The organism is Desulfomarina sp. (assembly GCF_054039375.1).
In genome coordinates, this window is sequence record NZ_JBPLBA010000271.1 from 21,713 (window position 1) to 42,079 (window position 20,367).

The window sequence follows — 20,367 nt, forward strand, 5'->3', positions numbered from 1 at the left end:
ATGTAATTGGTCACAGGGGGAGTAACTCTTTGATTTTTTATAGCCCTGTGAATGGCTACGGGAAGAAAGTAGTGGACGGGATTCTGAAAATAGACAGTGGTCGGAAAGTGGCCATAGTAGGTCTTGGTATTTCAGGGAAAAGTGCCGTGAAATATTGCCTGAAAAGAGGCGCTGAAGTTTTTGTTTCAGATATCAGGAATGAGAAGAAGTTTTTAGAGGATGAAGGGAAATTTCTAGCGGAAAACGGAGTGGAGTGGGAAGCTGGAGGGCACAGTTTTGATTTTCTTTCCAGAACGGAAATAATTATTCCCAGTCCAGGCGTGGATACGGCAGTACCCCTTTTTGAGGAACTCAGGGCGAAAGGGTGTGTGATTGCCGGGGAACTTGCCTTTGCAGCTTCAGTAAACAGGCCGGTAGTGGCAATCACTGGAACAAACGGCAAGACAACAGTGACCACTCTTACCGGGCAGCTTCTTCAAGAAGCGGGGAAAAAGGTATTTATCGGCGGTAATATAGGAATTTCTCTTTTTGATTACCTTCTGGAGCCTGAGGGTTATGACATTCTGGTCCTCGAAGTATCCAGTTTTCAACTGGAGAGTGCAGGAGAATTTGCGCCCGATGTGGCGGTGCTTCTGAATGTCAGCCCGGATCACTTGGACAGGCATGGTAGTTTTGAAAAATATCTCCGGGCAAAGATGAATATTTTCATTCATCAAAAAAAAGGGAGTACAGCCATCGTTAACAGTGATTGCCGGGACTGCATGAGTATTCCTCCAGGCGGCAGGGCAACAGTGATTTCGTTTGGCAGAGATCAGAACCAGGACATCAGGATTTCCAATCGGAACATCATCCTGTCGTTTCAGGGTGATGATGAGCAGTATTCCCTGGAAAAAACTGCTCTCGGTGATGCCACAGGTCTCTATAACTGCTGTCCGGCAATAATGACTGCAAGACTTCTTGGTTGCAGCCGTGAAAAGGTTCAGCATGGCCTGGATTCATTTTTACCCCTTGAGCATCGCATGGAACCAGTGGCAGAGCTTGACGGCATCAGGTTCTTCAATGACTCAAAGGCAACCAATACCGGAGCGGTTATTGCCGCATTGGAACAGATGGGGGAAAACTCAACAGTTCTCATCCTCGGCGGTCGTGACAAGGGAGATGATTACAGCCTGTTGACTGCTGCGATAGCGGAAAAAGTCAAGGCCGTAGTTCTGATAGGAGAGGCGGCACCTCTTATCAATGCGGCTTTGGGAAAAGAGATGGTCCGCACCAAAGCAGTCTCCATGGAGGATGCGGTTAAAAGGGCACTGGAATACGCGGAGAGCGGAGACGTGGTTCTTCTCTCTCCGGCCTGTGCCAGTTTTGATATGTTTGCCGGTTATGGGCAGCGTGGAAGGTTGTTTAAAAAAACGGTTCTTAACCTGGCCGGAATTTCTGGTCAGGATCGAAGGTAACAGACAGGGACAGGCAAATGAGGAGCAGATGATAAAGGGAAAAAAACCAATACGATTGCTGCTGACCGGTGGTGGCACCGGTGGCCATCTCTTTCCCGCCATTGCTACTGCTCAGGAGTTTCAAAGGCAACTGCCGGGCACTGAAGTGCTGTTTGTCGGTACAAGGAGAAAAATGGACAGCGGCAGCCTGGAAGTTTATGGTTTTACCAGCAGGTCCATCCTCAGCTATGGAGTGAAGGGAAAAAATATAATTCAGTTGGTAAAAGCTCTGGCTGCCCTGCCTCTTTCCTATGTTCAGGCCGTACGGATTCTGCGTGAATTCAAACCCGATGTCGTTTTTGGAGTCGGCGGATACGTTACCGGACCTGTTGTTGCCGCGGCAAAGAGTATCGGTATTCCCACGATTATTCATGAACAGAATTCGGTTCCGGGGCTTGCCAACAGAAAACTGGGAAGGATAGTGGATCGGATTTGTCTGTCTCTTCCGGGAAGTGCGCAATATTTTCCAGAACACAAAACGGTGCATACCGGAAATCCGGTGCGAAAAAAAATTTTGGATCTGCTGAAAAAAGATCGCAGGGGAGAAGGGGCTGCGACAAAACAGACAATACTGGTTCTGGGCGGCAGTCAGGGAGCCAGTGGAGTGAACAGGCTGGTGGTGGATGCATTTCTGTCACCTGAATACAACCTTTTTTCAAAAATAAACCTGATTCACCAGACGGGAGAAAATGACCTGAAGATGGTTATTGACAGTTACAGGGAAGCTGGTGTGAGGGTAAATGTGAAACCGTTCTTCACGAAAATGGAAAAGGTGTATGAGCGGGCCGATTTTCTCGTTTCCAGAGCCGGGGCGACAACGTTGTCGGAAATCGCGGTGCTGGGTAAGCCGGCGATCCTTATTCCTTATCCTCATGCGGCGGATGATCACCAGACTAAAAATGCAGAGTTTTATGTTCAGGGTGGTGGCGCCAAGATGTACCAGGAAAAGGAGTTGACCGGTTCAATTCTTGCGCAACAGATTTTGGAACTGGTCTCAGATGAGACCAGACTGGAGGAAATGGGCCAGGCTATGCAGGAGCTGTCCTGGCCGGATGCCCCTGAAAAGATTGTGGCCTGTTGCCTGGAACTGATCACATAGTTATGGTTATAAAATCATAGAGTTTCTACCCCTGAGACCAATTACTGATTATGCATTGGAAAACAAGACATATACATTTCGTCGGCATTGGCGGTATTGGTATGAGTGGCATTGCCGAACTCCTTCTGAACCTGGGCTACAGAGTATCCGGGTCGGACCTGAACAGTTCAGTGATTACAGAAAAACTGGAGAGCCTCGGGGGAGTGATTTACCAGGGGCACAGCAGTGACTGGATAGAAGGAGCCGATGTGGTGGTGACCTCCTCTGCCATTTCCCCTGATAACCCGGAAGTGACCAGGGCACTGGAAACGCATGTTCCTGTGATCCAGCGGGCGGAGATGCTCGCGGAATTGATGCGTCTGCAGAAATACGGGATCGCCATAGCCGGGAGCCATGGTAAGACATCGACCACCGCAATGGTGAGCTGGATGCTGGCCAATGCAGGTCTTGATCCCACAGTTGTTATCGGTGGAAAGGTTGATGCCCTCGGGGGCAATGCAAAGCTGGGGCAGGGGGAATTCCTGGTGGCTGAGGCCGATGAAAGTGATGGTTCATTTTTGAAACTGGCACCGGTACTGGAGGTGGTCACCAATATAGACCTGGAACACCTGGATTACTATCGGGATATTGATCATATCAAGGAAACTTTTCTTGATTTCATTGATAAGGTTCCGTTTTACGGTGCGGCCATAGTCTGTCTGGATGATGGGAACATAGCAGATATTCTGCCGAAAATCAGTAAAAGAGTGATAACCTATGGCTTGACCCCCCAGGCCGATATTTACGGGGAAAATCTCTACTATGACAATGGCAGGGTGCATTTTGACGTCCGGCAGAATAGCGTGGAACTTGGCAAATTATCCATTGCTCCGCCGGGCAGACATAACGTGTACAACAGCCTGGCGGCGGTGGGTGTCGGTCTGGAGCTGCAGATGAGTTTTGCAAAGATCAAGGATGGTCTGGAGAGTTTCGCAGGTGTACAGAGGCGAATGGAAAAAAAAGGGGAAGTCGCTGGAATTACCGTGGTTGATGACTACGGGCATCATCCAACGGAAATACGGGCTACTCTGTCGGCGATTAAGCAGGCATGGCCGGATAAAAGACTTGTGGTGCTTTTTCAGCCTCACAGGTATACGAGAACGAAGGCTTTGTTTAAAGAGTTCCAGACCTGTTTTCACCAGGCTGATCTTCTTGTGATGACCGAAATCTATGCGGCCAGCGAGAGACCGCTGGAAGGGGTTACCGGTGAAAAGCTGCTTGAGGCCGCGAGAAAGCATGGCCAGAAACATGTACTGTACATGGCTGAAGTCGCCACCATGGCCGGGAAGCTTCTCCCCCTCCTGAAACAGGGTGATCTTGTACTGACCCTGGGGGCAGGTAATATCGTCAATGTCGGGGAGGAGCTGCTAAAAGCCCTGAAGGACAACTGATCAGTTAGCGTTGAAAGAATATAAAATCAAAGAGTTGCTGATTATGTGAGTGGTTGCTCATAGAGTTGTTGAATCTGGGAATGGTAACGATACGGGAGGAGATCATGAACAGTTTCCAGAAAGAGAAACTTGTTTCTCTTGTTTCACATCCGGTGAAATGGGAGTGCATGATGAGTATCTACACGTCTTTTTCCATTGGAGGTCCGGCAGAAGCAATTGTTACTGTTAATCTGAAGGAGGAACTGGTTCTGTTGCTGAAATTTCTCAAAGAAGAGGAAATCATGTGGCGTATAATTGGTCGCGGAACCAATCTTCTTGTGGCGGATCGTGGATTTCCCGGTGTAATCCTTCTGCTGGGTAAAGAATTCCAGGCAATTTCAGGCTGTATTGACATGGGTGATGACAGGGTTCTTGTCAGGGCGGGTTCCGGCTGCAGCCTGGGCAGATTTTCTCTGAACTGCATGGAAAAGGGGCTTGCGGGACTGGAATTTGCCGGTGGTATTCCCGGAACCGTCGGCGGTGCGGTTATAATGAATGCGGGGGCCTGGGGTGAGGATATCAGTTCAATTGTTAACAGCATAACATTGACTTCCGATGACGGGGAGAAGGTGTTGAAACGGGAGGATCTGCATTTTGAATATAGATGCTGGAAGGATTACAGCGATATTTCCGGCGGGGCTGTCATCAGTGAGGTGGAATTTCTGTTGAAGCGGGAGGATCCGGAAAAGATAAGGGGTCGTTGTCGCAGGCTCCAGGAGAAGCGTCGGCGTATTCAGCCGAGTAGTTTTGCCAATGCCGGTTCTTTCTTCAAGAATCCTGATAATGACAGTGCCGGGCGATTAATTGAGGCCAGCGGTTTCAAAGGGGTCAGGGTAGGTGATGCCATGGTATCGGAAAAACATGCTAATTTTCTGGTGAACTGCGGAAAGGCTACAGCGGGCGATGTCCTGAGTCTGATGAACAGGATCCAGAAAAAAGTTAAAGAGGACAGTGGAGTGGAGTTGCAGCCGGAAGTCCATTTTATCTGAAAATCCTCGGTTGAAGGTTTTATTGCCGCAGTCAGGATTTTCATTGGTTTTTGTGACTGTGCCTCAGGGGCCGGTCATGCCGGTTCATCTGTACAGGAATTCGGTCCAGGGGGTGAATGGAAATGTTTTCTTTTTTGAAAAAGATAGTCCTGTCAGCCGTAAAGGGGAGAAATGGAGAGCGGACAGTTCGCACAGACGAACTGCATATCAAAGGTGTTCCCGGCGAAAAAGGCCACAACCTGAACAGAAAAAAAACTATTTTTTTAAAAATAAAGAGATGGTCCATAAAGCGGAAAATCCGGTCGGATTACAGCAGGGTTTCAAACAGGGGCAGACGGCGTGCAGCCGCCAGAACAGCGGCTGTTCTGGCGGCAGTTCCTCTTTTCGTTGCCGTGGGTTTGTTTGGGAGTGGATTTCTGGCTGACTGTCTTTCAGGTATTTCTTTTTTTCAGGTGGAAAGACTGGTTTTTTCAGGTAACAGTGTAGTAACTGACAATCAGCTTCGTGAGCTTTCAGGAATAATAGTCCATCGCACCAGCCTGATAGGACTGGATGAGGATACAGTCAGGGAGAAATTGCTGAAAAATCCACATATTGCTTCCGTCAACATGAAAAGAAAATGGCCGGATTCCGTGGTCATTACTGTCAGGGAGCATGAACCTGTTGCAATTCTGCAGAGAACTGTTTCAGGATCCGACAAGCTTGTGTATATAGATAAAAAAGGAGTACCCTTTCTCGATGTACCTGTGGGGGGGGATGTGGATTACCCGGTGGTTACAGGTGTGGAGGAAATTGAAGATGCCGGAGATCGTGAAAAAGCGTTCAGAAATATATTGACTTTATTAAAGTTTGTCAGGAAAAATGATCCTCATCTGCCTGTCCATTCTGTTTCTGAAGTCCATGTGAACAGGAAGGGGGAAATGGTGATTTACCTGGTGGAATATCCGTTTCCAATTTACTTTGGAAATGGTAACACTAAGGACACTAAAGAGAAATACATAAACCTGGTTCGGTGTCTCAGATATCTGTACAGTAACCGGAACAGGGATGAACGTATCGCCGGAATTGAATATATCCGGATGGACTATTTACAAGACAAGGTGCTCGTTTCGAGAGTCAACCAGGTTAACTGAGTATGAATGGGAAGAACAGGGAAATAATAAACGACGAAGAAGACGTTTCCCAGAAGGAACATGCTGACGATATTCACCAGGAACCGGGAGAACTTGTGGTCGGCCTGGATATCGGTACTACTAAAGTATGCTGTGTCGTCGGTGAGGTTTTTGATGGAAACATTGAAATAATCGGGGTTGGAACGGCACCGTCGGTGGGGTTGAAAAAGGGCGTTGTTGTCAATATAGAAAGTACCGTGCGGTCAATCCAGCAGGCCGTTTCCCTGGCTGAAGAGGACGCCCAGTGTGATCTGCGTTCCGTCTATGTCTACGTGGGCATAGCCGGAAATCATATCAAGGGGTTCAACAGTCCCGGTATTCTTGCCATTAATGACAGGGAAATCCAGCAGTCTGATATAGAAGAGGTGATTGCTGCGGCACGAACCGTAAAGATTTCGGAGAATCAGAGGGTTATCCATGTAATCCCCCAGGAATTCATGGTGGATGATCACACAGGTATCCAGAATCCCGTGGGTATGACCGGGGTGCGGCTGGTAACCAATGTTCATATCGTAACGGCTGACCTCGGTGCGGTGCATAATCTTGTGACCTGTTGCAATAAGGCAGGCCTTGATGTAGCCCAACTTGTGCTGGAATCCATAGCTTCCGCCAATGCGGTTCTCAGTCTGGACGAGATGGAACTGGGTGTGGCCTTGATTGATATCGGCGGCGGGACAACGGATCTTGCGGTGTTTTGTGATGGTACAATTCGGCACACCTGTGAAATTGGTCTGGGGGGACATAATCTCACCAATGATATTTCCGTGGGCCTGAGGACTCCTCTGCAGGAAGCGGAGAGATTAAAAGAGGATTACGGTGGAGCCATATCTTCAATTATAAAACCGAATCTGGTGGTGGATGTGCCCACGGTTGGAGACAGGGAGCCGAGAAAGGTAACCCAGAAGGTTCTGGTGGATATTCTTGAGGCCCGTATCGTTGAGATCCTGGAGATGATGAATGCAGAACTAATAGCGTCCGGTCAGAAAAACAAGATCAACGGTGGGGTGGTTATTACAGGCGGGACGGCTCTCCTCGCCAACCTCGTGGAGCTGGCGGAACAGATTTTTGATCTGCCGGTGAGAATAGGATACCCCACTGGAATAACAGGCCGGATTGATGAACTGTTCAGTCCACGCTGCACAACGGGCGTCGGTCTTGTCATGTACGGCAGGAATCTGCATCGGGATGGCAAACGTCAGAACAGGACCATGGTTGGTAAGGTAAAGGGGTGGTTGAAAAAAATCATGTAAGTGCAGGATTTGGCTTTCAGGGAATTACAGCAGATGCTATATTGTTTTGTTAAGAACTTGAAAGAAATTATTTACAGGGGCAGGAACTATATAATTATATTACCTCTGAACTGTAATACCTGAATCCTGCTCTTCAGAAAATGAAAAATGGATTTTATCTGAATTTTACAATTGGCAGTTTTACCGAATCCTGAGTCTCGCAGACTCTGAACTTTCCGGTTGCAGGATTCAGGTTGTATTTCAAGGTGCTGTCGAAGGAAAAATCACCGAGGTCGTCACGGATTGAAGAAGAAATAATATTGAGATAGAAGTATGGAAAGTAACAGTCAGGGGGTAGATATGGGATTCAGGATGGCTGAATCAGAAGGTGTTGCTGTTGTGAAAGTTATTGGTGTAGGTGGAGGTGGCGGCAATGCCATCAACACCATGGTTACCAATAGACTTCAGGGAGTTGAATTCATTGTGGCCAACACCGACAAGCAGGCTTTGAACCAGTCAAAAGCTGATATCTGTCTTCAGATAGGGCCTGGTATAACCAAGGGGCTTGGAGCAGGTGCCGATCCGGAAACCGGGAGTCTTGCCGCTTTAGAGTCGCTGGAGGAAATCAAGGATGCGCTCAAAGGCAGTGACATGGTTTTTGTCACCGCGGGACTCGGCGGAGGAACCGGGACCGGTGCCGCACCGGTAGTGGCCAAGGCCAGTAAGGAGCTTGGGGCCCTGACGGTGGCGGTTGTTACCAAACCATTTGGTTTCGAAGGAAAACTTCGTGCCAAAAATGCAGATGAAGGATGGCAGGAGCTGCAGAAATATGCTGACACCATCATCACTGTACCCAATGACAGGTTACTCTCCATCATGAAGAAAAACAGCAAGCTGGCGGAAATGCTGTCCATGGCGGATACTGTTCTTCTGGAGGCTGTCAAGGGAATAACTGATCTTATCAATGTACCCGGCCTCATTAATGCTGATTTTGCTGATCTGCGCACGGTCATGCGGGAAGTTGGTCCTGCCGTAATGGGGTCGGGAAGGGCCTCCGGTGAAAACAGGGCCATTGAAGCCGCAACGAGAGCGATTGATAACCAGCTCCTGGAAGATTTCGGTATTGAAGGGGCCCGCGGTCTTTTGATTAATATTTCTGCTTCAGAGGAAAGTTTTGCCATGTCTGAATTCATGGAGGCTTCTGCTCTTATTCAGGAGAAGGTTGACGATGATGCCCGGGTGGTTATCGGTGCACTTTATGATGATTCCCTGGGTGATGAACTGCATGTAACCGTCATCGCCACCGGAGTTGGGGATGTCCTCGGCAGAAAGAAGACCATTAATCCGGTGGAGGATCATATTAAAAAAAAGGATATCCATAAGGAACCTGAAAAAATAGTCAAAGGGGCTCCTGCGACTCCTAATATTCATCCAAGGGTAACCCCTCTGCCCGGCTCAAATTTTGATATGTTTGACAACCTCGGGTCTTCCGGCAGCCCGGAAGGGAGAAAGGGTGATTTCATGGATGAGGATAATCTTGAAATTCCTGCGTATCTGCGCAGAAATGCCAATTAGATTGGACCAGGTCTGTCGGTCAGGCTCCTGTACAGGAGGTCGCTATCAAGAGAAGAAAACAGGCGTCCGGAAGTGGCGGGAGCAGGAGAGATTATTTACTGGAGCAGGAGAAAGGCAGCTTTCTCAAGAAATGGACAGGCCGTCGTCCCATTGCTCTTCTCTATCCGAACAGGTACAGGGTTGGTATGTCCAGCCTTGGTTTCCAGCTTGTCTATTCACTCCTGAATAACCTCGAATCCATTGTCTGTGAGCGTTTTTTTCTGGCCGAGAACAAAGAACGTCTTCTTTCCATTGAGTCAGGCAGAGAACTGGACCAGTTCCCCCTTGTCTATATTTCCATAAGTTTCGAACACGATTATCTTCACCTGGTGGAGATGTTGCTCAGTGGGGGTATTGCACCTCTGGCAGCGGATCGTGATGAAAGAGTCTCACCCGGTTCTCCTCTGGTTGTCTGCGGAGGTGTGGCCACATTTATGAATCCCGAGCCCCTTGCACCGTTTGTGGATCTCTTTTTCATTGGAGAGGCGGAGCCCCTGCTGGGGAAGGTGACTGAATTCCTGCTGGAACATTTTCCAGGTTCCTCGAGGCGGGATCTCCTTTACAATATCTCAAGGGCGCATGGGGGGTGTTATGCGCCCACCCTCTATACACCTGAATATGACGACAGCGGCAGACTTGTCGCTCATCATCCTGAACCCGGTCTGGTTCCGAAAATCAAAAAAATCTATCAGGATCGGTGCCTGACAGCATCCCATTCCCAGCTTCTTACTCCCGAAGCTGAATTCTCAGATCTCTTCCTTACGGAACTGGGTCGTGGTTGTTCCCGCGGATGTCGTTTCTGTGCTGCAGGCTATATTTACCGGCCTCCAAGGCTCTGGGACGCGGACGCGGTCATTGCCGGGATCGAGGAAAGAAATCGGGAAATATCCCGGATCGGACTGCTCGGTATGGAGATGGCAGACGCAATGGAGCTGGATACCCTGTCAGATTATCTGCAAAAAAGCGGCTGTGCCCTCTCTTTTTCCTCCCTGCGTGCCGACAGGTTGTCTGGTCCGTTGCTTGAGCTGCTTTCTAAAAGTGGTCTGAAAAGCGTGGCCATTGCCCCTGACGGCTGTTCGGAGAGGCTGAGAAAGGTGATCAACAAAGGGTTGAATGAGCAGGATCTCATTCTGGCCGCTGAACGGCTGGTTGATGCCGGTATCTACAAACTCAAACTGTACCTGATGATCGGTCTGCCGTCTGAAACCCTTGAGGACCTCAACGAATCCATTGAACTCCTGGCGAAAATCAAGGAAAAAACCGATCCCATCGGTCGAAGTCGCGGGAGGCTGTGCGACATCACCATCTCCATCAACTGTTTTACACCGAAAGCCTGGACCCCGTTTCAGTTCCATGCTTTCGGAGTCAGCGAGCAGCTGGAGAGTGGAGAGAGACGAATGGCCGGAGAAGTTGTAGCCGGGTTGAAGAAAAAATTGAAGTATCTGAAGAAAGGGTTTAAAAAATATGCAAACGTCCATGTCAACCACGATAAACCGGATAATGTGCTCTTTCAGGCGGTTCTGGCCAGGGGGGATCGGCGGGTGGCGGATATGCTGCTGGAAATGGCTGTCAACCGGACGCCCTGGAAACAGGCAATGAAATGCGTGGGGCTTTCCCCTGAGCAGTACGCGGTGCGCGGGTACGGAGAAAAGGACTATTTCCCATGGTCTATTATTGACCACTCCATCAGGCAGCGTTTTCTCTGGAAGGAATATCAAAAGAGTTTTACTGCCAGGAGCAGTGTGCCCTGCAATACGGAAAAATGCAGGTTGTGTGGAGTATGCAATGGCTGAAAAAGCACTCTCACCCGAAAATCTTGACTCTATCCGGAAACGGGAACTTGAAGCAGGGTTGAAGCCATTCAAGCTTGTCAAGTATTTCACTTTTTCCAGCTTGTTTGTGATCCTGGTCTTCACCCTGTTTCTCTCCTGGATTATTTCTAATAATGCCAGGGAAGTAATGATGGAGCAGAACGAGGAATATTCACTGCTGCTTGCAGAAAATCTTAATCAGCAGGTGTTCAGGCGTTTTGTTCTGCCTGCAGTTGTCCGTTATGGTGGTATCGCCCTCAGTAATCCAGAGCAGTTCGAGCTGTTGGATTCCATTATCCGCGGGGTTATCCAGGGGCTGAAAATTGACTCAGTCACCATTTATGATTCCAGTGTCAATATTATTTCCTATTCGACCGTTCCCGGCCTGGTCGGGAAAAAGAACCTGGGGAGAGAGGAGTATAAAAAAGCATTGAAGGGGATCTCCAACTCAAAACTCTTTTACAGTGGTACTGTTTTCAGTCTGCTTCATATCGGCAGTGATGTGCAGTGTGAGCTGAAAACGTTTATTCCCTTTCGTCAGGTTCGCCAGGATGGAGAGGGGGGTGATCTGATTATGGGGGTCATTGAGATTGAGAAAAACCTTTCCCGCAGCTATGCTAATATTATAAGATTACAGGGACGTATTATCATCGTTTCAAGTGTGGTCATGGCGATTCTTTTCCTGGTTCTGCGCAGTATTGTTTTCAGGGCCGGGGAGATCATGGAAAAACGAACCCTAGAAAGACTTCGCCTTGAAGAGAAGCTGAGTCAGAATGAGAGGCTTGCTCATCTTGGAAAAATGGTTGCCACTGTATCCCATGAAATCAAAAGTCCCCTGGGAATAGTGCGCAGTACTGCAGAAATTCTCGCCAAACGGATTGAAAAACTGGCTCCGGGCAATGAACATCTGGCAAAAATCATTGTGGAGGAAACTATTCGGCTCAATGCCATCGTCGTTGAGTTTTTAGATTTTGCCAGACCTCAGAAGATGGATTTCAGGGAGGATAATCTGAACAGGGTGGTCAAGAAGGTGCTTGATTTCGTCTCTTCAGAGCTCAAGCGAAAGCGCATTGAATTGATTACGGACCTGGCACCGGATTTGAAGCGATGTTTACTGGACAGGGACCTGTTTTACCGGGCACTCCTCAATGTGTTTATAAATGCCCTTCATGCCACGGAAGAAGGGGGCAGCATTCAGGTGGCAACGTCAATGGAAAAGGATAAAGTCCGGTTTTCCATCAGGGACACCGGCAGAGGTATTGAAAAAGAAAAATTGAAGATGGTTTTTGAACCATTTTTTACGGATAAAAGCAAGGGCACGGGGCTGGGCCTTGCCATAACGAAAAATATTGTTGAAAGTCATGGCGGGGAAATAACAGTGGAGAGTGAGATTGGAAAAGGAACGATATTCATCATCGATATCCCGGCGGTCACCTGATATTCTACGTGTTGAGGCTATTCGGTTTCTTGATAACGGTCCCTACAGTTTTGAAATCAGGGGCGGGGAATGTGTTGGCCTGAGCGGCCCTTCGGGGATCGGCAAGACCCAGCTCCTACGGGCCATGACGGATCTCATGGAGCATGAGGGCAGGGTGCTGCTGGATGATGTTCCGGCGGAAGCGGTTTCCGCACCGGCCTGGCGCTCAATGGTAACAATGATTCCAGCCGAGTCAGCCTGGTGGTATGAGCTGGTGGGAGATCATTTCCCCGAAGAAATGGGAAGAGATGCGGCGGAGGTGCTGCTGGCCGGTGTCGGCTTTGAACCGGACGTGTTCAACTGGCAGACAAATCGGCTGTCCACCGGAGAAAAACAGCGACTGGCCCTGCTCCGGGGAATATGTAACGGACCCGGTGTGCTGCTGCTGGATGAGCCTTGTTCCGCCCTGGACAGTAATCATACGATTCTGGTGGAAGAGTTTATTCTTGGCTACCAGAAAGAACATGGTACGGCAATTTTCTGGGTCAGTCATGATCCTGAACAGTTGCGGCGGGTTGCGTCAAGGTTTTTTGTCATGGAAAAAAAGAATCTTCTGGAATCCACCTGGCTATGAATGTAATAGCACTCAGTGCCTGGGATTTGAGTATGGCTGCGGCCCTTGTGTGTCTGTTGTCCCTCCTCAGCCTGCTTCTCAGCCTGGGCCTGGAGAAAAAAATTATTTTTTTCGGCTGCCGGATGACGGTGCAGCTCCTGATTATTGGTTTTATTCTGCGTTTTCTCTTTGCCGATGCCAGATTTCCTATGATTCTGCTGATGTCCATGGTCATGCTGTTCGCGGCCGGCCGGGAGGTGGCAGCCCGTCAGAAGAGAAGGATGAAGGGCTGGACCGGATATGGGATCGGCATTGGCGCCATGTTTGTTTCCTCCTTTTCCGTTGCCTTTCTGGCTCTGCTGTTCATGATAAGTGTGAAGCCGTGGTATACGCCCCAGTACGCCATTCCTCTTCTCGGCATGTTGCTCGGTAATACCATGACAGGTATTGCTCTTGCTCTGGACCGACTGACCGACCAGTTTCATCGGGAGCGAAATGTTGTTGAACAGCGGTTGCTTCTCGGTCAGACCTGGAAAGAGGCTTCAAGTGATATACGCCGGGACTGCATGCGCACCGGTATGGTGCCGATCATCAATTCCATGGCAGCCGCCGGCCTGGTCAGTCTGCCCGGTATGATGACCGGCCAGATTCTTGGAGGTACTCCCCCGGTGGAGGCGGTCAAGTACCAGATCCTGATCATGTTTCTGATTGCAGCAGGCACAGGATTTGGCGTTATCAGTGCCATATGGATGTCCGGCTATTATCTGTTTGATAAGCGGCATCGCCTCTGTCTGGACAGGTTGGCAGGGTCCGGTTCTGAAAATGGACAGGGACGGTTTGATTAATCATTGAGTTATTGCCCCTTTGAGTAGTTACATTATTTTGAATGGAGTATGAGATGGGAAAAAAAGTTTTGATCATTGGTGGTGTTGCGGCCGGGCCAAAGGCCGCCTGCAGGATAAAACGGTTGCTGGCGGACGCGGAAGTGACCATGGTTGACCAGGACAGCCTGATCTCCTACGGTGGTTGCGGCATACCTTATTATGTTTCCGGAGATGTCTCAGATGAAAAGGAGTTGCGGTCAACAAGTTATCATATGCTCAGGGACAAAAAGTATTTTGAAAAGGCCAAGGGTGTGAAAACTCTAACCTCAACCCGTGCCCTGTCCATTAACCGCCATGAGAAAACAGTTACGGTTGAGGATCTGAAAACTGGTGAAAAACTCGATCTTCCCTATGACGTCCTCCTGCTGGCAACCGGCAGCCGTCCAGTTACCCTGCCCATTCCCGGCAGTGATGCTGATGGGGTTTTTACCGTCAATGATATCCATAAGGCTGTGGAAATAAAGGAAAGAATTGCCAGGGGAAAGGTTGGGAAAGCGGTAGTTATTGGAGGAGGAGCCATCGGCATTGAAATGGCCGAAGCCTTCACTGACCTCTGGGGTGTGGAAACCGCCCTTGTTGAATTTACTGATCAGCTCCTGCCCCGTATTGTCAGTCGAACTCTTTCCTCAATCCTGGAAAAACACCTGAGGGATAATAACGTGGAGGTCTTTCTCGGTGAAGCGGCCAGGGAGATTATCACGGAGGATGGCAGGGCTGTGGGCGTGAAAACGGCAAAGAGGAGCCTGGTGGCAGACATTGTCATCATGGCCGTGGGTGTCAGGCCCCGCTCAGAGCTGGCAAAAGAGGCGGGACTCCATGTTTCAAACGGTGGTGCCATCGTGGTCAATGAGAGGCTGCAGACTTCGGATCCGCATATTTACGGAGCAGGGGATTGTATCGAAATCCCGCATCTGATTTCCGGGAGGAAATTTTTCGCCCCGTTCGGCTCAATGGCGAACAAACAGGGCAGGGTGGCCGCGGACAATATGGCGGGACTGGTTTCCGTTTTCAAGGGCGGAGTGGGTTCTTTCATATTGAAGGCATTTGAGATGTCTATCGGCTCCACGGGACTTAGCCTGGAAACGGCATTGGCGGAGGGCTTTGATGCTGAGGTGTCACTGACCTCTCCCGCGGATCGGGCTCATTTTTATCCTACCCAGTCCATTATGTGTCTGGAGATGATTTTCGACAGGAAAACCAGGCGGGTTCTGGGGTTTCAAGGAGCGGGTTCCACCAGCGACGGCCTGCTGGCCCGACTGGATGCTGCGGCAGTGGCCCTGTGCAACAATGCGGTGATAGATGATTTCAGTAATATGGAAATGGCCTATTCCCCTCCTTTTTCAAGTGCCATTGATCCCATCAATGGTGCTGCCTATGTGGCAGATAATCTCTGTGCGGGGAGGATGAGGCAGATTTCCATGGATTCCTTCTACGCCTTTATGGCAGACCGTTCCATTGAGCCGGACTGGCTGGTTCTTGATGTCCGTCATGTCAAGCAGTCGACACCATTTGTGGAAAAATTTGGTGAATCCCTTTGGATTTCTCTGCCCTATGATGAAATACGTGAGCGTTATGGTGAATTGCCGACGGACAAGACCCTGATCATTTTCTGCAATGCGGGGACGCGTTCCTTTGAGATTCAGGTTTTCCTCGATGCGATGGGGCTGACCAATAACCTGGTTCTACCTGGCGGCTACAATGTGATCAAACGCATGGGGGCAGACTGGCTACCGGAGAGTTGAGCTTGAAAAACAAAGAGTTATTGACCCTGTGAGCAGTTGTGGCTGGAGAGGTCGCAACTCTCCCAGGAAATCTGTTCGGGTGTTATGGTGAAAAGGGTGTAGCATGGAACAGGAGGAAGAAGCGGCGGGACAGTGAAATAATTTATTCCCCTGAGTTTGCAATTATGCAGGCTTATATGATGGTGGCCGGAGATGGCAACCGGCGTGGCCCTTATGTTTTTTTCCAGCACTGTCCGAACTTCTCCGGCATTGTCAATGCAGTACCATTGTTTTAACTCGTCTTCCCGGTCTTCCCGGTTCCAGTGGATTAATCCGTGGTGCATGAATACCAGGTGGATCTGGCCGGTATGCGAGGAGAGCTGAGTATCCAGCCAGTTGAGCTGTTCCGCCGGCAGAATACCACCCCATTTCTCTCTTTCATCGGGCAGGCAACTGTCCAGGGCCAGCAGGCGCAGGCCTGGTGCTATTTGTTTCGCGTAATATGATTTTTTCAATTTATCATAGCCAAATCCTTTGAAAAAACTGATAAAAGCATCAGGCGCCAGGTAGCGGACTCCGGTTTTTCTCCTTTGCGGATCTGCAGGCTGGTAGTCGTGGTTGCCCCGGAGAACGAAGACCTCAGTTTTCAGTGTGTTCAGCAGGTCGCGAACTGCTTCCGCATTTTCAACTTCACCGTCCCGGAGGAGATCACCATTGAAAAGAACAAAAGCCAATCCCTTGACATGGTTGAGTCTTTCAATGGCATCCTGAATGTGTTCGATACTGTCTTCATCGATATCGATGTGGCAATCTGCGATCACAGCAAACCGAACCGGTTGGAAGACTGTTTCGGGTGAGTCTGTAAATTGTCTGCAGCCTCTGTTAAGGGCCGAAATTGAGTCGTCTGAAACCATCAGATCGGTTAATTTTCCTCAATATAGGGGTCTTTTTTCTCAAAAGATTCAGGTTTCAGAGTGAACTCGCCATGCCTGTTGTATACCGGATATCCTGCAACAACCCATCCTCTGAAAGCATCAGATATATTGGTGACGTTCGTGTATCCCATTTCGAGCAGTCGCCGGGTCGCAAAGGCTGAACGGGCCCCTGTCCGGCAATAAAGATATATTTTTGTATCCGGATTCGTGATTCTGCCGGGAACCATCCATTCAATCAATCCCCGGTTGATATGAATTGCGCCGGGAAGATGGGCGGCATTGTATTCCTTTTCCGTGCGAACATCGAGAAGTACAAATTCTTCCCCACTGTCCATGATTTTTTTAAATTCCACCGCATTAACATGGGGTTGGTTCTGTTTGAGGGGTTGCCAGAGATTCACCACATTTTGTCTGATCTGTTCAATACTGGTGGCTGCGACAGTGGAAAGAGGAGTGGAAAACGATAACAGGACACAGCAAAAAAACGCGGGGAAATAGTTTTTTGTCTTCAAAGCGGCCTCCGTAGGTTGATGGGAATTGAGGGTCAGTTAAAAACTATCCACTGCATTTACCCCTGTCAATACGTGGTACCTTTTCCGAAAGTGCCGTATTAAGCTTTTTCCAACGATTGTCTGAAAAAATGGGTCAGTTCAATTAGACAAAGTTGTTTTTTTTATGATATTATCTTTTGAAAAGGATTATTAATTACGCTCTTTCCTGGTCTGGAAAGCGAAAATCAGAAAAATCAGGACTTCAGTTCACCAGGGAACAGACTGAAGAATTGAGGGTTGAAGAGCATGGAACTCAGAAAACAGGTGGAACAGATATGGTTGATTTAAATCCTCAACACATGATTGATGAGGTAAAGGATAACATAAAAACCGGGGATGCGTTGAAAACCAGGCTTGTTCTGGATCAGATAGAACATGTGGATGAAAAGACCAAGAAAACACTGATCTATCTTCTTTCCAGGGCAGAGCTGGATTTTTCAATTCCCCTCTTTCTCTACCTGCTGACGGAAAAGGTGGAAGTGGCCGATGAAATGCCCATAATCCGGGAAACTTTTCTCAGTCAGCTTCTGGCTTATCCCGAAAAACTGCTGGAGTTCCTGGCTTCTCCGGATATCGAGGATAAGACCGAGTTGATCAGGGTGGTGGGTGAACTCAAGTTCGAAGAGGCGACTCCCATTCTCCTGGACATGGTGGCTGAATCAGAGGATGAGGCACAGATTCTACTGATTATAGAGACCCTGGGCCAGATTGGTGATCCCGAAGCCATCAACACACTCACCGATTATCTTTATGCAGCCAACCGTGAACTGATAATGGCGGCAGTGCAGTCCCTCGGTCAGGTTGGAACCCCGACAGCGATGCACAGGCTGGCGGAAAGAATGGGAACGGACAATGAGATTGATTTTCTGATTCTCTCTATCTTCTCGGAGGTGCAGGATCAGATTTCTCTTGAAAAGCTCAATGATACCATCCGTTCAAAATATGCCCATATGCGGACCTACGCCAAGCAGAAGCTTGTGGAAATAGGGCCGAAATCAGTACCTTACCTGATAGAGAACCTGCTCCATGATGACCCTGACTTTCTCATCCATACCTTGAATGTGCTGGGAGAAATCGCCGATGAATCCGCCATTGTTCCCATCAGAAAGTTGCTCTCCAACGAACCCAGGAGTGCAAATGTACGCTTTGCCGCCTATGAGGCACTGGCGCTCCTTCCTCTCAAGAAAGGAGCTTACACTTTGACCGCGGGCCTGACGGATGTGGAGGATCATGTCTGTGTGGCGGCGGCCAGAGCCATTGACCGGAATTTTTCACCGATTCTCGGTGCGGGTATAAAGAACCTGCTGCGGGGGCCGGAAGAGGAGGCGAGGCATATAGCAAAAATCATTGTCAACGCCCAGGTGGACAATGTCTTTATGAATCTGGCCGATGATGAGGTTTTCCAGGAACTGGCCCTTATCTACCTTCCACATACCCATAAGGATATCAGGGAGCATTATCACAAGTTACTGCTGGATGCGGGCAAAAATGATTTTGCCAGAAAACTGGTGGGTGAAGATGAGGCCGGAGTCAGACCGAAGGTGGTGGCTGTTGATGATTCCAGGATGATCCTCAATATCTATAAAGCAACTCTCCATGAACTCGGATATGATCCCATTCTTTTCGAATTTCCCGCGTCAGCCCTGGAATGGCTGGAAACAGAAAAACCGTTGATGGTTCTGACCGATCTGAATATGCCGGAAATCACTGGAGTACAGCTGACCTCGAGGATCAGGGAAAAATATTCTGCTAAAATTCTGCCGATTATTATGGTTACAACCCAGAACGAGGCGCAGGATAACGAAGCTGCCTATGCGGCGGGAGTGAATTCCATTCTCCACAAGCCGTTCAATGCCAAGACTCTGGGAGCGGCTATGGAAGATGCATTGAAGCAGTAAGCGTTTTCATGGTCTCAAAATGGGCTCCCACTGTTTCCGGTCTGTGGGAATCCGAACCGAGGACCAGCGGTATTTTCTTTGAAACGGCCATTTCCAGAATCGTACGGGTCGGGAACTGTTCTCCCCTGATAGCCATCCCTGACGTATTCAACTCCAGGGCCATTCCCCGGTTCTTCACTCTGTCAAGCAGTTGTTCGATTCTGTCCATCTGGTTGTGGGTGGGGTGGATATCAGGTAGAAACCTCATCGCAGCGTCAAGGTGGCAGAGTATTGTGCCGGGCAGGTTGATAACTGCTTCGAGAAGAGATTCGAAATAGAGAGTCAGGATTTCTTCTCTTTCGTACCGGGCTATTTTTTCAATACTCTCTTTCCTCCTGCTGAACAGATTCAGGTGTTTTTCTCTGCCCTTCATTTTCACAAAATGACAGGAGATGCCGATTTCTGCCCAACTGCGACGTTCCAGGCGTGAAAGTAATTTTTTGCAGGCGGCCGGGTTATAACCGCATTCAACACCCAGGCCGATTTCAATAAATCCCTTATATTTTTTCTGCAGCCGTTTACCTTCCATGAAAAAGAGATCAAAATCTTCTTCCGAAAGCCAGGTGCAGTGTTCAGCCGTGATCCCCTCTTCCATATGTTCAAGGAAGACCAGACCGTCGAGTTTTTGTTTTATGGCCGCAAGAACATACTCCTCCATCTCTCCAGTCGCGTGGCCGCAGAACGAAGTGTGAATATGATGATCCGTTTTGTAATCCAGAGGGAGTCTCTTATTTGGGAAGACGGGCGTCATAAAGAGTTTTCAGGCGTTACCCCTGGGAAAAAAATGGAGAACACCGTCGATTTCAGAAGTGTCACAGATATGACCGAGTTCCATTTCCAGGTCAAGGTATTCTTCAATACCTTCAATCTTCAGTGAAAGTGTCGTCCCATCGGGTAGATGATAAACAACAGTACTGACGGATGAGAGATCTATGGGGGGAGAAAACAATTTCATGCAGCGTAATCCTTTATGGCAGGTTCACCATCGATAAATCTATTCTTCCCTGTTTGTAACTACTCACAGGGGTAGCAATTATATGATTTTATTACCTCTGAACTGTAATTGCTCACAGGTGCCTCAGATTTTTGCAGGCTCTTTTGTTCGCTATAGCCTACCTATGCGGACGAAAGAGACCGTGAAAAGCTGGGGTACCTGTGAGTAATTACCATTTCCCAGAGACTGCTTGTGAGCCTGGAAATGAACCTGTGACCAATTACCTTCGCCCGACTGAGTTTCATGGGTATGCGGTTACCTTTTCTTGATTACCCATGAAACTCAGCCAAATTGTGGATATGCCAGTTTTATCAGGCTGAGTTTCATACGTAATCAGATACCTTTTTTTATATAATGCACTGACTCAACACTCCCGTAATTTCTCTTTAATAATTACCATTACTTTTTACAAATGAGTATTATAATTAATCCATGACCG

General features: G+C 48.7%; 17 protein-coding genes. 13 read left to right on the plus strand and 4 right to left on the minus strand.

The window, feature by feature from the left end; all coding sequences use genetic code 11:
* The first annotated feature begins 29 nt into the window (after positions 1-29).
* The 12 genes from murD to ACXLDX_RS14890 all read left to right on the plus strand — a co-directional run bounded on the left by murD (position 30) and on the right by ACXLDX_RS14890 (position 15,532).
* Entirely contained in the window at positions 30-1,454 is a 1,425-nt protein-coding gene (gene murD / locus ACXLDX_RS14835; protein ID WP_457577965.1) for a UDP-N-acetylmuramoyl-L-alanine--D-glutamate ligase, read from the plus strand.
* A gap of 28 nt (positions 1,455-1,482) precedes the next feature.
* Entirely contained in the window at positions 1,483-2,592 is a 1,110-nt protein-coding gene (gene murG / locus ACXLDX_RS14840) for an undecaprenyldiphospho-muramoylpentapeptide beta-N-acetylglucosaminyltransferase (RefSeq protein ID WP_457577966.1), read from the plus strand.
* A 50-nt stretch (positions 2,593-2,642) separates the two neighbouring features.
* Positions 2,643-4,022 (plus strand): UDP-N-acetylmuramate--L-alanine ligase, encoded by a 1,380-nt coding sequence (murC, locus tag ACXLDX_RS14845; protein ID WP_457577967.1) that lies wholly within the window; start codon positions 2,643-2,645, stop codon positions 4,020-4,022.
* 104 nt (positions 4,023-4,126) lie between these two features.
* On the plus strand, positions 4,127-5,050 hold the full coding sequence (murB, locus tag ACXLDX_RS14850) for a UDP-N-acetylmuramate dehydrogenase (RefSeq protein ID WP_457577968.1): 924 nt from the start codon (positions 4,127-4,129) through the stop codon (positions 5,048-5,050).
* A 116-nt stretch (positions 5,051-5,166) separates the two neighbouring features.
* Complete coding sequence (locus tag ACXLDX_RS14855) at positions 5,167-6,183, plus strand: cell division protein FtsQ/DivIB (RefSeq protein ID WP_457577969.1); 1,017 nt, start codon at positions 5,167-5,169, stop codon at positions 6,181-6,183.
* A 2-nt stretch (positions 6,184-6,185) separates the two neighbouring features.
* Positions 6,186-7,472, plus strand: coding sequence for a cell division protein FtsA (gene ftsA, locus ACXLDX_RS14860; protein ID WP_457577970.1), 1,287 nt, complete (start codon positions 6,186-6,188; stop codon positions 7,470-7,472).
* A gap of 339 nt (positions 7,473-7,811) precedes the next feature.
* Positions 7,812-9,026, plus strand: a complete 1,215-nt coding sequence (gene ftsZ, locus ACXLDX_RS14865) for a cell division protein FtsZ (protein ID WP_457577981.1) — start codon at positions 7,812-7,814, stop codon at positions 9,024-9,026.
* A 185-nt stretch (positions 9,027-9,211) separates the two neighbouring features.
* Positions 9,212-10,858 carry a radical SAM protein gene (locus ACXLDX_RS14870; protein WP_457577971.1) on the plus strand — a complete coding sequence of 549 codons (1,647 nt, stop codon included), beginning with the start codon at positions 9,212-9,214 and terminating at the stop codon, positions 10,856-10,858.
* Positions 10,851-12,314, plus strand: a complete 1,464-nt coding sequence (locus tag ACXLDX_RS14875) for a two-component system sensor histidine kinase NtrB (RefSeq protein ID WP_457577972.1) — start codon at positions 10,851-10,853, stop codon at positions 12,312-12,314. The genes ACXLDX_RS14870 and ACXLDX_RS14875 overlap by 8 nt, the downstream gene beginning before the upstream one ends.
* Entirely contained in the window at positions 12,268-12,927 is a 660-nt protein-coding gene (locus ACXLDX_RS14880) for an ABC transporter ATP-binding protein (protein WP_457577973.1), read from the plus strand. The genes ACXLDX_RS14875 and ACXLDX_RS14880 overlap by 47 nt, the downstream gene beginning before the upstream one ends.
* Positions 12,924-13,751, plus strand: a complete 828-nt coding sequence (locus ACXLDX_RS14885) for an ABC transporter permease (protein ID WP_457577974.1) — start codon at positions 12,924-12,926, stop codon at positions 13,749-13,751. Before ACXLDX_RS14880 ends, ACXLDX_RS14885 begins: the two co-directional genes overlap by 4 nt.
* A gap of 53 nt (positions 13,752-13,804) precedes the next feature.
* Positions 13,805-15,532 carry an FAD-dependent oxidoreductase gene (locus ACXLDX_RS14890; protein WP_457577975.1) on the plus strand — a complete coding sequence of 576 codons (1,728 nt, stop codon included), beginning with the start codon at positions 13,805-13,807 and terminating at the stop codon, positions 15,530-15,532.
* 17 nt (positions 15,533-15,549) lie between these two features.
* On the opposite strand, the gene ACXLDX_RS14895 is transcribed toward ACXLDX_RS14890, so the two are convergent.
* On the minus strand, positions 15,550-16,425 hold the full coding sequence (locus ACXLDX_RS14895; protein ID WP_457577976.1) for a metallophosphoesterase family protein: 876 nt from the start codon (positions 16,423-16,425) through the stop codon (positions 15,550-15,552).
* Positions 16,426-16,433: 8 nt separating this feature from the next.
* The gene (locus tag ACXLDX_RS14900; RefSeq protein ID WP_457577977.1) at positions 16,434-16,958 is read right to left on the minus strand and encodes a rhodanese-like domain-containing protein; all 525 of its coding nucleotides are present in this window, start codon (positions 16,956-16,958) and stop codon (positions 16,434-16,436) included.
* 176 nt (positions 16,959-17,134) lie between these two features.
* On the opposite strand from ACXLDX_RS14900, the gene ACXLDX_RS14905 reads away from it, so the two are divergent.
* Positions 17,135-18,895, plus strand: a complete 1,761-nt coding sequence (locus ACXLDX_RS14905; RefSeq protein ID WP_457577978.1) for a HEAT repeat domain-containing protein — start codon at positions 17,135-17,137, stop codon at positions 18,893-18,895.
* Here ACXLDX_RS14905 and ACXLDX_RS14910 read toward each other — a convergent pair.
* The gene (locus tag ACXLDX_RS14910; protein WP_457577979.1) at positions 18,870-19,685 is read right to left on the minus strand and encodes a histidinol-phosphatase; all 816 of its coding nucleotides are present in this window, start codon (positions 19,683-19,685) and stop codon (positions 18,870-18,872) included. The genes ACXLDX_RS14905 and ACXLDX_RS14910 overlap by 26 nt on opposite strands.
* A 9-nt stretch (positions 19,686-19,694) precedes the next feature.
* Positions 19,695-19,889 carry a hypothetical protein gene (locus tag ACXLDX_RS14915; protein WP_457577980.1) on the minus strand — a complete coding sequence of 65 codons (195 nt, stop codon included), beginning with the start codon at positions 19,887-19,889 and terminating at the stop codon, positions 19,695-19,697.
* Positions 19,890-20,367 lie beyond the last annotated feature (478 nt).